Genomic DNA, 13,514 nt, shown 5'->3' on the forward strand with positions numbered 1-13,514 from the left:
TTTTATAAAACAGTCGTTTCCCTTGTCAATTCACGATGCAATACGTCTCCCATGCGCTTCATGCCTTCAACGATTTGTTCAGCAGACATATTAGAATAATTCAAGCGCAGCGCATTGTTTCTTGTGCCGTTTGGAAAGAATGGCGTTCCTGGCACGCAGGCTACGTTATTTTTTAGACATTCTGAAAAGATATGTGCTGAATCGATTCCTTGGGGCAGTTCCACCCAAATAAACAATCCGCCTTCTGGCTTACTGTAAGACAAATTCTCCGGGAAAAATTCTTCGATGCACGATAACATTTGGGTACATCGCTCTTTGTATACGGCTTTAATTTTTTGAATGTGCTCTTCGATATCATAAAGCTCCATGTACTTAGCCGTTACGCGCTGAGCAAAGCTGTCCGTATGCAAGTCAGCCACTTGCTTAAACGCTACGTACTTATCAACAAAAGCTTCATCTGCACATACCCAGCCGATTCGAAGACCTGGTGCAAAGATTTTAGAGAAGGTGCTGATGTAAATCACTCTGCCTTCTGTATCAAAATGCTTAACCGGCGGCAGCGTTTCTCCTGCAAATCGGACTCCTCCGTACGGATTATCTTCTACAATCAGCACGTCGTATGCGTTCGCAAGTTCGATCATTCGCTGACGTCTTTCTCGCGTTAAGGTGCGCCCTGTAGGATTTTGAAAATCAGGAATCGTATAAATAAATTTAGCATGGGGATTTTCCTGAAGCTTTTTCTCTAGCTCTTCCATAATCATTCCGTCTTCGTCCATGTCCACTTCTACAAACGTCGCATTGTAGGATTTAAAGACGTTAATAGCCGCTAGATACGTGGGGCTTTCACAGATTACCACGTCTCTGTCATTAAGAAACAGTCTTCCGGTAAGATCGATTGCCTGCTGAGATCCGGACGTAATTAAAATGTTCGAAACAGTGGATTCGATGCCGATGTCCTGCATTCGTTTAGAAATTGCCTCTCTTAAAGGGATATACCCCTCTGTTGTACTATATTGAAGCGAAGCGGCTCCGTCTTCATTTAATACGGCGCGGCACGCATCGTTCATTGCTTCAACGGGAAATAGCTCCGGCGCTGGAAGTCCTCCTGCAAATGAAATCACTTCTGGTCGTTCCGTCACTTTTAAAATTTCGCGCGTTTCAGAGGATTTTACAAGACTAGCTCGTTGGGCAAATTTATCTTTCATTGATGATCATTCCTTTTCTAGATTTTAAACTTTTAATAACGAGTCAATTATTAGAATAGTCAGAAAAATTAAAACAGAAGCCTTTAAAGATGCCTTTTTAATAGACAACCAGCATCTGCTTGCTCTCTGACTCTTCATTTCTTCTTGATGCCACGTTCTCCTTTCGGTACATATTTTTCTCATTCACTATTTGTAATACAAATCAAAGGTCGTACGATAATTATGGCCTTGTATTTAATGTATGTTAAAAAGGATAACATAAAAATCAAATAAATAAACAATAAATTCTATAAATTCTTAATTTTTTATGCGAATATATTTATCTCAGTAAACTATTTTGTAAGATCCCTTCCCTTTTCATTGACCTTCCCTATAAAACTCGTTATAATTCTTATTAACTCGATAAGGATATAAGGTTTTAATACAGGAGTGATGAAAAGTGAAATGGCTTCATTTGCTGTTTAATGAACGATGCCCAAAATGTAAGCAAGTGTTAAATACATCAAAATCCAATGCTCTTCGCTCTACTGTTGTGAAAGTATGTCCGTCTAACCACTATCAAAAAGAATTTCATCCTGCGCTTGAAACGTTTGTGGAAAGTGATGAAGTACTATAAAAAAAGCTAAAGCTATGGGAATCCATAGCTTTAGCTTTTTTTATAGCAGCCCCCACCAAATCTTAATTGCCGTTGCTAAAATTAAACCGGCAAGGATCCACTGAAGCACTTTTGTATTCATTTTCTGCCCCACTTTTGCACCGATTGGAGAGGCAATTAGGCTTGCAGCAACTAAAATAAGTGCAGGTATAAATGGGACTTGATGCGTTATCAGCTTTCCAACCGTCGAACCAATGGAAGAAATAAAGGTAACGGCTAGTGAAGTTGCGATGGTAATTCGAGTTGGAATTTTAAGTACCACGAGCATCACAGGAACTAAAATAAAGGCTCCTCCTGCTCCTAACACGCCTGCTACGGCTCCGATAAGCAGTGATAAAATAGAAGCTAGCCCTTTATTGAATTGAAGTTCGCCTTCTTTTATCTCATCTAAATTTTTCTTTGGAATAAACATCATAATAACCGCAATAAGAGCTAAAATTCCATATATAACATTTAATCCTTGTTCACTCATATAATGTGAGCTATAGCTTCCAAGCATGCTGCCGATTAGAATATTGCTGCCCATATATAAAATTAATGATTTGTTTAAAAATCCGCTTTTTCGATACGCCCATACGCCGCCTATTGTCGCAAAGAACACTTGAACAGCTCCTGCACCTGAGACTTGATGAGCCGTTAATGCTCCTACTCCTACTAATGGAGGAATATATAACAGCATCGGATAATTAATAACAGACCCGCCAATACCGACCATACCGGAAATAAACGACCCAATAAATCCAATAAGAAAAAGCGTGATGATAAATGTAAGATCCATCTATAGTCGCTCCGTTTCATATAAGGAAAGGGTACCTTTTACAAGAGATACCCTTTTCGTCCATTATTTCTTATCCTTTTTTAATCCAAAATTTAAGAACGTCGCCTTCTTCCGTCTGAAGAAGCTCATGACCGCCAGATTTTGCCCAAGCTGCAAGGTCATTTTTCGCCCCTTTATCCGTTGCGTGAATTTCTAACACTTGACCTGCTTCTAGTGCATTCATTGCTTTTTTTGTTTTAACAATCGGCATTGGACAGGCCAGCCCTTTTGCATCTAGTACTTTATTTGATTCCATTTCTCTCTCTCCTTTGTTTAAGTTGAATTTTTTACTTAGCGAATTGCACAGCGGTTTGGTCCAATCTCCATTTCACGCTGTTTTTCTTCATCTGGATTTACTTTTCCCATATTAGTTTCACGGATTTCTTGATATGCATTTGGCTGCGGCGGTAAGTTATCTGTTACTAAGTGTCTGAACTCTGCTTCGTCTTTAATGTTTAATCCATGATTTTCTGCAAACAAAGTACCTAACTTTTCAGCCACGCTGCCGTTGTCATTTAGCTCATCAATAATCATAAAGTGAGCTGGCAATACGATTAAGTCATCTGATAATGCTTTATAGCGTTTATAAAGCGTCTCGCGCAGATCCCCTACCCAGTCTTCAGCCATACCAGCTAAATCAGGACGTCCAATTGAATCAATGAACAAAATATCACCTGAAAGCAAGTATTGATCGTCTACGATGAAAGAAGTTGATCCAATCGTATGACCCGGTGAATAAAGAGGCTGAATCGTAATCGTTGTGTTACCAATCACGACATCACTGCCTTCTTCTAACGCCTTGTAGTCAAAAATCACTTCTTCTGCATCTTTTGGAGGCAGCCAGTACGCTGCATTTGTTGCTTCAGCAATAACTCTTCCTCCTGAAATGTGATCTGCGTGAAGGTGCGTATCAAACACATGCTTAACAGTGACACCAAGTTCTTTGGCAAAGTTAATATACACATCCGCCATACGCGTCGCATCAATAATAGCCGCTTCACCGTTTGATACGATCATATAAGATAAGCATCCTTTACCGATACGAACAAACTGATAGATCTCTCCGCCGTCTTTTAAACCGCCGACTTTAACAGGCTCTAAATATTCACTCCACGCTTTCATACCGCCTTTAAGGTACGATACGGTAAGACCCGCTTCTGAAAGCATGTCAGCTACCATCACGGATGAACCTTCTTTGGCGCAGACAACTAACACTTCTTTATCAGAAGGGATTTTTTCTAAGATTTCTTCTACTCCGTCTAAAAGATCGAAGTACGGAACGTTTAAATGCTGGAATTGATGACCTTCAATTTTCCAATCACTAAAATCACTTTCATTACGAACGTCCAAGATAAATAGTGGTTCTTTATTGATAATTTTAGATGTAACTTCTTTTGCTGTAAGTACGTGTACTGTCATATTAAAATACCTCCTTAGGTATATAAACTATCAAATTTTTTTAATTCACTATGATTCATTAGTTATTCTACTTTACCTGTCCAGTCACGCATACCAGGAACCACGTTAACTAAGTTTTTAAATCCTTGCTTTTTCATCGTTTGCCCTGCCATTTCACTTCGTCTTCCAGAGCGGCAAATAATATAAATTTCATTCTCTTTATTTAGCTCATTCGAACGTTTTTCTACTTCACCAAGAGGAATATGAACTACGCCTGGAATATGAGCTGCATCGTATTCTTCTACTTCACGAACGTCTAAAATATGAAGATGTTCATCATTTTCTACTTTTTTCGCAAATTCTTCTAATGAAATTTCAGGAATTGGCGTTACGTTTTCTTCGGCACCGCCTTTACGAAGAAAGTGGTGAAGAACGTCACCTTCTGTCTCGGTACCTAAATACTCATGACCTGTGCTTTTTGCCCACGCTTGTAAGTCAGCCGTAGAGCCTTTATCCGTTGCTTGAATTTCTAGTACTTGACCTGCTTCTAATTCATTCATTTTCTTCTTTGTTCTTACGATTGGCATTGGACACGCTAGTCCTTTTGCATCTAATACGAAGTTTGCTTGCATCATTTCTTTTTCCTCCTTGGTTTAAATACTAGTAGGGGTATATTTTTCTCTAAAAAAATTAGACCGTTTCCTCTTTCCACTCCATCATTCCGCCGGTCATATTCGTTACACTATAGCCTTGCCGCTCAAGAAAACGAGCTGCCATACCGCTTCTGCCTCCAGAACGACAGACAACAATATAATTTTTTTCTTTATCTAACTCATGCATACGGAATTCCAAAAAAGGAAGCGGGATATTTAACGCGTCTGGAATTTTACCTGTTTTTACTTCCTCTACTTCACGCACGTCTAAAATGTGAATTTGTTCTTGTTTTTTTACTAATTGTTCTACTTCTTGTGCTGCTATTGTCTTCACGCTACGTCTCCTCCTTCTTGATTTATCTCCACGTATTCATTCCGCCTTTAATGTTGGTGATGGATGTAAAACCTTGCTTTTTCAAAAGCTTACTTGCTTTCATACTTCTCATTCCGCTTTGACAAATAGCGACTACTTCTTTGCCTTTTGAAAGCTGGCCTGTTTGCGCCGGCAGCTCTGATAAAGGAATGTTTCGAAACCCTTTAATGTGTTTAGTCCGAAATTCATGTGGTGTTCGCACATCGATAAACTGTTTATGTTTATTTTTTAACTCTGCTTTTAATTCCATCGTCGATATTTGCTGTATTCCTTTTACTGGTGCAAAACGTTGATATAGAAACCACAACAGAAAGACGATAATAAGCGCATTGATAATCATATTAACCCTCGCTTCATGAGTTATCTTTTAGATAAATAAGTTTACGTTTCCGTCTTCTGCGTCGGCTAAATACGCCGCTACGCCCGCATATTCAATATTATCTAGCAGTTCTTTTTCCTGTAACCCTAGAAGATCCATCGTCATCGTACAAGCCACTAGCTTCACATCTTGTTCTTGCGCCATTTCGATAAGCTGCGGCAGCGTTAAGGCATTATGCTTTTTCATTACGTTTTTAATCATTTTAGGTCCCATACCTGCAAAGTTCATTTTAGATAAGCCCATTTTATCCGCACCGCGCGGCATCATTTTGCCAAACATCTTTTCTAAAAATCCTTTTTTCACCGGCACCATTTCTTCTTTACGAAGCGCATTTAACCCCCAGAACGTATGGAATATCGTCACTTCGTGATCATAAGCAGCCGCTCCGTTGGCAATAATATAAGCTGCCATCGCTTTATCATAATCCCCGCTAAATAATACAATTGTTGTTCGTTTCTTTTGTTCAGTCATGTTGTTCCTCCTCTTACCCTATGGGGTATATTTAACTCTAAAAAAATTAGCTCTTTTGAATGTAAAAGATAAATGTGCTGCCTTCTTCTTTAAAATCAATAAGCTCGTGTCCTGTTGATTTTGCCCACGCTGTTAAATCACTTTTAGTATCCGTGGTTTGCATTTCTAATACTTTACCTGCCGCTAAAGTGTCCATTGTTTTTTTGAATGATGTTGTTTACAGGATTCATATTATACCCCTATAGGTATAATGTCAAGTGGAATAATCTCATTTAATTTTTCTTGTCTATACGAATGCATGACTATGAACTGCTCCCCTTTATAGCGACTAGAGATCACGCATGTTTTCTTTAACTTGCTTTAATTCGTGTACCCCCTCCCCTATCAAGCAAAAAACTTAACATACTTTTTCTATTCTAATGAACCATTGGGGGTAATATATCACGCTGGAGAATAATCTTGCTGTGTCATTCACGTCTGCACACAAAAGGTCCAGTTCCTAAGGAGAACCGGACCTTTTATGGTAAAAAGCTGATTAGCTTTGATGATAGATATTATGCCATTGATTCCACGAACTGTGTGGGTGCTGCTGATGCCACTGATTCCAAGGCACGTATGGATTTTGCTGATGCCACTGATTCCACGTGCCGTGCGGATACTGCTGATGCCACTGATTCCAAGGTGTGTATGGATGTTGCTGATGCCATTGATTCCACGTGCCGTGCGGATACTGTTTATGCCACTGCTCCCAAGGTACATGGGGATGTTGCTGATGCCATTGATTCCACGTGCCGTGCGGGTGCTGGTGATGCCATTGTTCCCATGGAACATAATGCTGCTGTCCTTGATGCATGTTTCTTCAACTCCTTTTCCTTTGCCACATCATATGTTCATTCTTTGATTTAGAGCTTATCTTTTTTTAAATATGGGCGTTTTGATTTCTTATGTATTCATATTGACAGTTATAAAAGAATGTACGCTTTATAGCTATATAGTGCGTTTGTGAATAAAAAAATCTGATCATTGTAATAGAGTAAAAGGCATTAAATTTCTGAACTCGGCGCAAAAAAACACCTTCTCATTTGAGAAGGTGTTTACTTATTAACCTACAATATTGTAACCAGCGTCTACGTGTACGATTTCTCCCGTTACGCCGCGTGAAAGATGGCTCAGTAATACAACCGTCATGTCGCCAACTTCTGCTTGCGTTACGTTACGCTTAAGAGGTGCTTTTTCTTCAACTTTGTGAAGAATTTGGTTAAAGTCAGAAATGCCTTTCGCTGCAAGCGTACGAATTGGGCCTGCTGAAATCGCATTTACGCGGATATTATCTTTTCCTAAGTCTAATGCTAAATATTTTACTGAAGACTCAAGTGCTGCTTTTGCTACACCCATTACGTTATAGCCTTCAACCGCACGTTCTGCACCAAGATAGCTCATCGCTATAAGAGAACCGCCTTCTGTCATAAGAGGTTTTGCTGCTTTCGCTACCGCGATAAATGAATAAGCGCTTGTATCTTGAGCAAATGCATATCCGCTTCTTGATGTATTAATGAACTCACCGTTTAAATCTTCTGAATGAGCAAATGCAACAGAGTGGATGACTCCGTGAACTGTGCCTGCTTCTTCTCCGATTTTTTTGAACGCTGCTTCAATGCTTTCGTCACTGTTTACGTCACATTCAGCAATTAATGTCGCTTGAATTTCATTTTTTTCTAACAGCTTGTTTAATTTTCCTAGTGAACGTTCTTTACGGTATGTGAAAATTAAGTTTGCTCCTACTTGATGAAGGGCTTTTGCAACACCCCAAGCAATACTTCTGTCGTTTGCAACTCCCATAATCACAATGTTCTTGTTCTTTAATTGTAATAAATCTTCCATATTATCCTCCAAAAAAAATTAGTCATCAATGATGACTAATAGGTAATTGTATAGCTTTATTATAGCACAAAGATGCGCTTAGTTCCTAAGAGTCTTATGAAATATCCGTTTTTGGTTTTATAAATAACTTTTTACTTGTCCGAATTTTGCAGCCATGCTTGCGTTGTTCCAGCAAATTTTTTGGCTGCAGGTGAAAGATGATAACGAGTAGCTAGACCAATTGAACGGTAGCTGTCTACTTGAAACGGAATCGCACGCAGCACCTGCGGGATCGAATCTAAAAGCATTTCAGGTAAAATACTAATACCTAAGTGATGCGTAACCATTGATAAAATAGCACTTTCATCCATTAATTCAAAACGGATGTCAGGCTGAATGCCATGTTCTTCAAACAATTGCTTAATATCATGATAACCGCCGTACGTCGGCATAATAAACGGTTCTTTCTCTAAATCTTCAAAAGAAACGGTTTTCTGATGATATAGAGCACTTTGACCCGATACGACACACAGCAGTCGATCTTTTTTTAAAGAAATAATATGAAATTGACTTGAATGCGTAATGTTGATAAAGCCGCAGTCTATTTCTCCGCTCAGCAGCCACTGTTCAATTTCAAGGTAGTCGCCTTCCTTGAGCTGAATTTGAATCTCAGGGTAGTTTTTCTCCATCAGCTGAATAATTTCAGGAAGCCACTTGGTCGACACGCTTTTAAAAATACCGATTTTAATGGTTCCTTTTGCAAGACCCAATAGGCTGGCTGCTTCTTGATGAACTTTTTCATTTTCTTGCAGCACTTTCCGAATGGCAAGAAGCATCGTTTCGCCTTCTGTTGTTAGGGTAATACCTGATCTGTTTCGATTTACAAGCGGAAATCCAAATTCCGATTCAAGATTTGTAATGGCATGACTGACCGCTGACTGCGTGAGCGCCATCGCATCTGCCGCTTTTGTAAAGCTTTGCAATTCCGCTACTTTGTTTAAAATTTCATATTTTACTAAGCTCATTTTACCCCGCCTCAACATGAATTTAATTCACGTTCATTATTATAAAGATTCATTTTATTAATATCAAATTCCTTTGTATACTGTGAGTACATGATAAACACTGGAGGGTTGAACGTGAGTTACCGCACGCGAGCAAATATGATGATGATTGGGGTAAACGTATTTTGGGGCATGTCGTACGTGTTTATGAAAATGGGGCTGAGTTCGCTCGGATCATTTACCATTATTGCGCTTAGATGTTTGATTGCTTTTTTCATTGCTGGGCTGTTTTTTCATAAGCCTTTACGACAAATCACGCGCAAAACGATTTTATCATCCGCTATTTTAGGCTTTTTACTGTTTTCCGTTTTTGCATTTGTCACGTTTGGTGTTAGCATGACGTCTGCTTCAAACGCCGGATTTCTTGTCAGTTTAACGGTCATTTTTGTTCCGTTGCTCAACTGCTTGTTAGTGAAGAAGCTTCCTTCTTGGCCGATTGGGCTTGGCGTTATCACTACCCTAACCGGTATAGGTGTTTTAACTTTAAAGCACTCCTTTCATATGAATGCTGGTGATTTACTTTGCATTGGAACCGCACTATGTTATGCCATTCATATTACGTTAACTGGCACGTTTACAAAAAATGAAAATCCAATTGCTCTTGGCATTTTACAGCTTGGGTTTGCTGGACTATTTGCACTGCTTTGCAGCTTTTTATTTGAACACCCAAGCATCCCAACTACTTTATCATCATGGATTGCGATTTTAGGTCTTGGCGTTCTTTGCAGCGCGATTGGCTTCATTTGTCAAGCCATTGCGCAGCGCTATACAACTCCTACTCACACAGGACTTATTTTTGCAACAGAACCGATTTTTGCTGCGCTGTTTGCCGTTCTTTTTTTGCATGAGCTGTTTACGCTTAAAGAATTGATTGGTTCTGTTATTGTGGTCGCGGGGATTTTAATTGCTCAGTTAGACGGTTTACTATTGAAAAAAAGAGTTCGCTATCAAGAGACATTGCCAAAGTAAAAGCCGCTAGATTTATGAATCTAGCGGCTTACTTTATACCTTATATGTATAAAACTTTTTATCTACGTTCATCACCGGGAAATTCGCAGGCAGCTTTTCTTTCTCTATATGTTGAAATCCATTTTTCTCATAAAAGCGATGAGCAGCCCTATATTGCAAGGTGGTTCCTAAGTATATTCTTTCCACTTCTCTCTCTTTTGCCCACGCGATGGCTGTATGCAATAACCGGTGAGCAGTTTTGAAGTTTGCTCCTCTATATGGCTTTGCTACAAACATTTTCCGTAACGCTATTTGACGACTGCCAATGTCTATTAAAGCTACGCTTCCTACTACTCTTTCGTTGCAAACAGCCACCCAAAAGTTTCCCTTTCCCTGTTGATAAAAGCTTTCGATTTTAAATAAATCGGGCTGATCTTTCTCAGTTATTGGAATTTGATATTCTTGCTGCTGAATATGAAGAATTAAATCTACTACTTCTTGTTGATACTTGCTAGCATATGGCTTAATAATGATACTTTCACTCAAAATACTCCACCGCCCCGAATAAGATTACTCCAATTCATTTTTAACTAACTTTGATATTGTACAGCCTATGTTAACTGCAAAACCAATCACAGCACCTGCAAGAATGGATATCACGCCCACACCAATAAAATCTCCTTTAGTCGGCTGAAATAAATTCATAGAAAGCAAACCAAACATAAAAAGCATCGGAATAAGATAACTCAGCATCTTTTTCAACTTAGCACCTCTTTTCCCTATCTCGATAAACCTTGTAACCATTTTATCGCATATTAATTTCCTATTTATTACAATGTTTATCTTTTTCACATTTCCATTCGAAAAATGAAGAAAAAGTGCCTGCCTCTCGTTCCTGACTAATTGAGAGACGGACGCTTTTTTTATAAAACGTGACTTGTTGCTTGTAAAAAGAACTGAGACTGCTCGTAGTTGTACGTTACTTTTGAAAAGTCAAACGGCTGTCCATTAGCTAAGTGGAAAAGCGTTTCAATAAATAACTTAGGATCGCCTTCTTTTAACCCTAGGTACTTTGCTTCTTCTACGTTCAGCTTGTCGATGTGAAGATATAGATCAGAAAACCCGATTTTTAAGCCAAGCGCTTCTTTAATATAATGAAAAATAGACTCTGAAACAATTTCGTTATTTAAGTATGTAACGATAGATTTATTATAAAATGATTCTTCTAGACAAAGCGTCTGGCCGTTAATATACCGTACTCTTTTTACATAATAGACGTCACTATTTTCTTCTATGTTTAAATTTAACGCGGCTTCTTGCGTCGGCTTTCGTACATCTAACTCAATCACTTCCGACGTTAACTGAAAATCTTCAAGTTCACTCGTAAATCCTTGATTAGAAAGCAAGCCAATATAGCCTGTTCGTTTATGGCGACGGACAAAAATGCCGCTTCCTCTCACTTGAAAAACCACGCCTTTTTTCTCTAGCAGATCTAAGGCTTTTGTTACGGTACTTTTGCTTGCCTCAAACTGCGCCATCAGGGTTTCTAATACAGGCAGCTTTTCTCCTTGCTGAAGCTTGTGTTCTTCAATATAGGTTTCAATTTCAATTGCAATTTGTTGGTATTTGATCATAGCTATACCTCTTTACTGAATTTGTCTCAAGAATAACACGATTATACCATAATCTAACTCCATGCCATAAACTTAAATTATTTAATGATTATTATTTTATTTAGGTATTGATAAATTGTACCGATACAATTATACTGAAAGCGTATACTCAACAAGGGGGTTGAACATATGGGAGGGAAAATCAGAGATTATCACAAACTTGCAGCAGACATTTTAGATGCGGTAGGCGGCGAAGAAAATATCGTAAGCGCTACACGCTGCGCTACGAGACTGCGAATTGTGTTAAAGCGCTCAAAGCCAGAAGCCAAACGCAAGGTGGCTTCTATGCCTGGTGTTATTACAGTTGTTGAAAACAGCGGACAGTTTCAAGTTGTTATTGGACAGCATGTAGGAGACGTTTATGAAGAGTTTGCTAGTTTAGTAAACTTGGATACCACTGAGGAGCAAACTGAAAACAAAGGCACGATTTTAAACCGTGTGATTGCTACGATGTCAGCGGTGTTTGCGCCGTTTGTATACATCCTGGCAGCAGCAGGAATTTTACAGGGTTCGTTAATACTAATTAATTTGTTTTCGGATAGCTTTGCAAAAACGGGCGCATATCAAGTATTAAGCTTTATTTCATGGGCACCGTTTGTTTTTTTACCTATATTTATCGCCATCACAGCATCCAAGCATTTTAAAACTAACACCTACATCGCAGTGGCTTGCTGTGCTGCATTAGTGAGTCCAACATGGGCAGAAATGGCAGCCAAAATTGCCGACGGAAGCAGCATTACGTTTTTAGGTCTTCCCTTATCCGAAACGGTCTATACTTCTTCTGTTTTACCGCCTTTATTTTTAGTATGGATTTTGTCTTATCTTGAAAGGTTCCTAAATAAGAGCATTCATGAAGTAGTTAGACCGCTGTTTGTTCCGTTTTTATGTATGGTAATTATGGTTCCAGTAACAATTTTGCTTATTGGTCCTGTTACCACGATGGGCGCTAATGGAATCGCTCATGGCTATAACTTTTTAGCTGAAAACGTACCTGCTTTGGCCGGAGCAATCATTGGCGGGTTCTGGCAAATTGTTGTTATCTTCGGGGTACACTGGGGAATTACGCCGATGGTACTTGCTAATTTTGACTTAAACGGCAGAGATTCGTTTCAAGCGTATCAAACAATTGCCGTGGTAGCTCAAGTCGGAGCGGTACTTGGAGTTATTTTAAAAGCAAAAAGCCAAGAAGCACGCAAAGTGAGCGTTTCCGCTGGGATAACAGGATTATTCGGTATTACCGAACCTGCCATTTACGGCGTAAACTTACGTTTTAAAAAGCCGTTTATCTTTGGATGCATTTCAGGTGCTATTGGTGCTGTTGTAGCAAGCTTCTTTCATCCTTACTACTTTGCTTACGCAGGATTGCCCGGACCTCTGACCATTGTAAACGGGATCAGTCAAGACTACCCGATGTCGATCTGGGGCATTTTAATTGGATGTGCCATTGCAATCATTCTTCCCGTTGTGCTTATTCAAGTATTTGGTTACGGAGAAGATGCAGCAAAAGAAGCAGCTACTTCCCCTTTAAACGAAGTCGCTGTAAGCAATCCGACCGAAAATGAAGAAACCATCAGCGCGCCGTTTAGCGGGAAAGTTATCCCTCTTTCTAGCGTACCAGACGAAGTATTCAGCTCGGGTGCGATGGGACAAGGATTAGCAATTGATCCTTCGGATAATAAGCTTTATGCACCTTTTGACGGAACGGTAGTCATGGTAGCACCAACGAAGCACGCCATCGGCCTTCGTTCAGAATATGGCGTTGAGCTGCTTGTTCATATTGGATTAGATACCGTTACATTAGACGGCAAGCCGTTTACACTGCACGTAGAAGACGGTGTAAAGTTTAAAAAAGGTGATTTACTGATTGAATTTGATAAAGAATTTATTGAAACACAGGGATTACAAACGATCACGCCGGTTATTATCACCAATTCAAGCGCTTATCGAGAAGTGATCGTTGAAGATGTTGAAAATAGCGGGCTGAATCAAACATTATTTACCGTAGTGAAATAAGGGGG

The 13,514-nt window shown here is 39.4% G+C and carries 18 protein-coding genes; 3 read left to right on the plus strand and 15 right to left on the minus strand.

All coding sequences use genetic code 11. The features are described from left to right. Positions 1-2: 2 nt before the first annotated feature. The gene (locus Q5794_RS17300) at positions 3-1,205 is read right to left on the minus strand and encodes a PLP-dependent aminotransferase family protein (RefSeq protein ID WP_374988197.1); all 1,203 of its coding nucleotides are present in this window, start codon (positions 1,203-1,205) and stop codon (positions 3-5) included. Between the two features lie 439 nt (positions 1,206-1,644). On the opposite strand from Q5794_RS17300, the gene Q5794_RS17305 reads away from it, so the two are divergent. Next, a complete protein-coding gene (locus tag Q5794_RS17305) occupies positions 1,645-1,821 on the plus strand; it encodes a hypothetical protein (protein ID WP_165592324.1) in 177 nt (58 codons plus the stop codon). Positions 1,822-1,861: 40 nt separating this feature from the next. Here Q5794_RS17305 and Q5794_RS17310 read toward each other — a convergent pair whose 3' ends face one another. From Q5794_RS17310 to Q5794_RS17360, 11 genes are all read right to left on the minus strand, one after another. Beyond that, complete coding sequence (locus Q5794_RS17310) at positions 1,862-2,638, minus strand: sulfite exporter TauE/SafE family protein (RefSeq protein WP_192994458.1); 777 nt, start codon at positions 2,636-2,638, stop codon at positions 1,862-1,864. A gap of 70 nt (positions 2,639-2,708) precedes the next feature. Further along, complete coding sequence (locus Q5794_RS17315) at positions 2,709-2,933, minus strand: sulfurtransferase TusA family protein (protein ID WP_374988198.1); 225 nt, start codon at positions 2,931-2,933, stop codon at positions 2,709-2,711. Positions 2,934-2,968: 35 nt separating this feature from the next. Beyond that, positions 2,969-4,096, minus strand: coding sequence for an MBL fold metallo-hydrolase (locus Q5794_RS17320; RefSeq protein WP_374988199.1), 1,128 nt, complete (start codon positions 4,094-4,096; stop codon positions 2,969-2,971). A gap of 62 nt (positions 4,097-4,158) precedes the next feature. After that, positions 4,159-4,710 (minus strand): sulfurtransferase TusA family protein, encoded by a 552-nt coding sequence (locus Q5794_RS17325; protein ID WP_374988200.1) that lies wholly within the window; start codon positions 4,708-4,710, stop codon positions 4,159-4,161. Positions 4,711-4,765: 55 nt separating this feature from the next. Continuing rightward, on the minus strand, positions 4,766-5,062 hold the full coding sequence (locus tag Q5794_RS17330) for a rhodanese-like domain-containing protein (RefSeq protein ID WP_374988201.1): 297 nt from the start codon (positions 5,060-5,062) through the stop codon (positions 4,766-4,768). Between the two features lie 22 nt (positions 5,063-5,084). Continuing rightward, entirely contained in the window at positions 5,085-5,441 is a 357-nt protein-coding gene (locus Q5794_RS17335) for a rhodanese-like domain-containing protein (RefSeq protein WP_374988202.1), read from the minus strand. A 27-nt stretch (positions 5,442-5,468) separates the two neighbouring features. Beyond that, positions 5,469-5,951: a DsrE/DsrF/DrsH-like family protein gene (locus Q5794_RS17340; RefSeq protein ID WP_013058040.1), complete on the minus strand. Its 483-nt coding sequence runs from the start codon at positions 5,949-5,951 to the stop codon at positions 5,469-5,471. A 46-nt stretch (positions 5,952-5,997) separates the two neighbouring features. Then, positions 5,998-6,147, minus strand: a complete 150-nt coding sequence (locus Q5794_RS17345) for a sulfurtransferase TusA family protein (protein WP_374988203.1) — start codon at positions 6,145-6,147, stop codon at positions 5,998-6,000. A 339-nt stretch (positions 6,148-6,486) separates the two neighbouring features. Beyond that, positions 6,487-6,804 (minus strand): hypothetical protein, encoded by a 318-nt coding sequence (locus tag Q5794_RS17350; protein WP_116075353.1) that lies wholly within the window; start codon positions 6,802-6,804, stop codon positions 6,487-6,489. Positions 6,805-7,052: 248 nt separating this feature from the next. Further along, positions 7,053-7,832, minus strand: a complete 780-nt coding sequence (gene fabI / locus Q5794_RS17355; RefSeq protein WP_192994470.1) for an enoyl-ACP reductase FabI — start codon at positions 7,830-7,832, stop codon at positions 7,053-7,055. A 131-nt stretch (positions 7,833-7,963) separates the two neighbouring features. After that, positions 7,964-8,836, minus strand: a complete 873-nt coding sequence (locus Q5794_RS17360; protein WP_374988204.1) for a LysR family transcriptional regulator — start codon at positions 8,834-8,836, stop codon at positions 7,964-7,966. 114 nt (positions 8,837-8,950) lie between these two features. Here Q5794_RS17360 and Q5794_RS17365 point away from each other — a divergent pair, with 114 nt between their 5' ends. Then, positions 8,951-9,844, plus strand: coding sequence for a DMT family transporter (locus tag Q5794_RS17365; protein WP_374988205.1), 894 nt, complete (start codon positions 8,951-8,953; stop codon positions 9,842-9,844). A gap of 33 nt (positions 9,845-9,877) precedes the next feature. Here the strand turns inward: Q5794_RS17365 and Q5794_RS17370 are convergent, their stop codons facing one another. From Q5794_RS17370 to Q5794_RS17380, 3 genes are all read right to left on the minus strand, one after another. Further along, positions 9,878-10,369 carry a GNAT family N-acetyltransferase gene (locus Q5794_RS17370; protein ID WP_214986081.1) on the minus strand — a complete coding sequence of 164 codons (492 nt, stop codon included), beginning with the start codon at positions 10,367-10,369 and terminating at the stop codon, positions 9,878-9,880. Between the two features lie 24 nt (positions 10,370-10,393). Then, on the minus strand, positions 10,394-10,576 hold the full coding sequence (locus Q5794_RS17375; protein ID WP_226897387.1) for a hypothetical protein: 183 nt from the start codon (positions 10,574-10,576) through the stop codon (positions 10,394-10,396). A 170-nt stretch (positions 10,577-10,746) separates the two neighbouring features. After that, complete coding sequence (locus Q5794_RS17380) at positions 10,747-11,457, minus strand: GntR family transcriptional regulator (RefSeq protein ID WP_214986086.1); 711 nt, start codon at positions 11,455-11,457, stop codon at positions 10,747-10,749. A 168-nt stretch (positions 11,458-11,625) separates the two neighbouring features. Between Q5794_RS17380 and Q5794_RS17385 the strand changes: the two genes are divergently transcribed. Further along, positions 11,626-13,509: a beta-glucoside-specific PTS transporter subunit IIABC gene (locus tag Q5794_RS17385; RefSeq protein WP_374988206.1), complete on the plus strand. Its 1,884-nt coding sequence runs from the start codon at positions 11,626-11,628 to the stop codon at positions 13,507-13,509. The last annotated feature ends 5 nt before the right edge of the window (positions 13,510-13,514 follow it).

Origin of the sequence: Priestia megaterium (genome assembly GCF_041941685.1) — a bacterium.
Taxonomy (GTDB): Bacteria; Bacillota; Bacilli; order Bacillales; family Bacillaceae_H; genus Priestia; species Priestia megaterium_C.